Below are 1128 nucleotides of genomic sequence, written 5' to 3' on the forward strand. Positions count from 1 at the left end.
ACCACGGTCAGATTGGGGCGCTTCATGGCCGGACGCAGGTAGGCATTGGCGGTAGACCAGCGTTTGCCGTGCTTCACCGTCATGTGCATGGGCCCGAAGCCCTCCTGCTGGCGGCCGTTGTAGTCGGGGGTATGGAAATAGCCGGCTTCCTGTCCCGCATCGACGAAGGCCTGATACAGGGGGTTTTTCATGTTGTTGCCGTTGTTGACCCCGAGCGGGCCCTGGTCGCCCCGATAGTCGTCGCCACCGAAGGCCCAGCTTTCGGCTTTCTTGAAGTAGGGCAGGCAGTGGGCATAGTCCCAGCCCTCGGCACCCTGGCTCTGCCATTCGTCGAAGTCTCGGGCGTGGCCGCGCACATACACCATGCCGTTGATGGAGGACGAGCCCCCCAGCACCTTGCCGCGGGGGCAGTGCATGCTGCGGTTGTCGAGAAAGGGCTCGGGCTCGGTGTGAAACTGCCAGGCATATTTCTCGGTGTTCATGGGAATGGATAGGGCGGTGGGCATCTGGATGAAGATGCTCTTGTCGCTGCCGCCGGTTTCCAGCAGCAGCACGCTGCTGGTGCCGTCTTCGGTCAGGCGGTTGGCCAGCACGCAGCCGGCAGAGCCGGCGCCCACTATGATGTAGTCGAATTGTTTGTTCATTGCGTTACCTCGTCACCGGCTCTTAAAACGGGCTTTCCAGCTTGCTCATGCCCACATACACCGCCTTGATCTGGGTGTAGTGATTCAGGGTGGCCAGGCCGTTCTCCCGGCCGATGCCGGACAGCTTGTAGCCACCCACCGGCATTTCGGCGGGGGAGGCGCCGTAGGCGTTGATCCAGCAGATGCCGGCCTGCAGCCGGTGAATGACCCTGTGTGCCCGGCGAATGTCGTTGGTGAAGACCCCGGCGGCCAGACCCGTCTCGGTGTCGTTGGCCCGGGCGATCACTTCTTCTTCGTGCTCGAAGGTCAGCACCGACATCACGGGGCCGAAGATCTCTTCCCGGCAGATGGTCATGTCATCGCGGCAGTCGGTGAAGATGGTGGGCGCCACAAAGTAGCCATTGGGCGCGGCTTCCGGGTGCAGCGCTTCGCCGCCGTGGGCCAGGGTGGCCCCTTCCTCGATGCCCTTGTGGATATAGCCCAG

Annotated in this window: 2 protein-coding genes; both read right to left on the reverse strand. The window is 62.9% G+C overall.

Annotation, left to right across the window (positions count from 1 at the left end):
- Positions 1-644 (reverse strand): GMC family oxidoreductase N-terminal domain-containing protein (locus UN63_RS16865; RefSeq protein WP_181068281.1); only part of this gene is annotated, 644 nt, incomplete at its 3' end.
- A 22-nt stretch (positions 645-666) separates the two neighbouring features.
- Positions 667-1128: aldehyde dehydrogenase family protein (locus UN63_RS16870; RefSeq protein WP_146084772.1), on the reverse strand; the 462-nt coding region annotated here is incomplete at its 5' end.

This window comes from Oceanisphaera arctica (assembly GCF_002936955.1).
Lineage (GTDB): Bacteria > Pseudomonadota > Gammaproteobacteria > Enterobacterales > Aeromonadaceae > Oceanimonas > Oceanimonas arctica.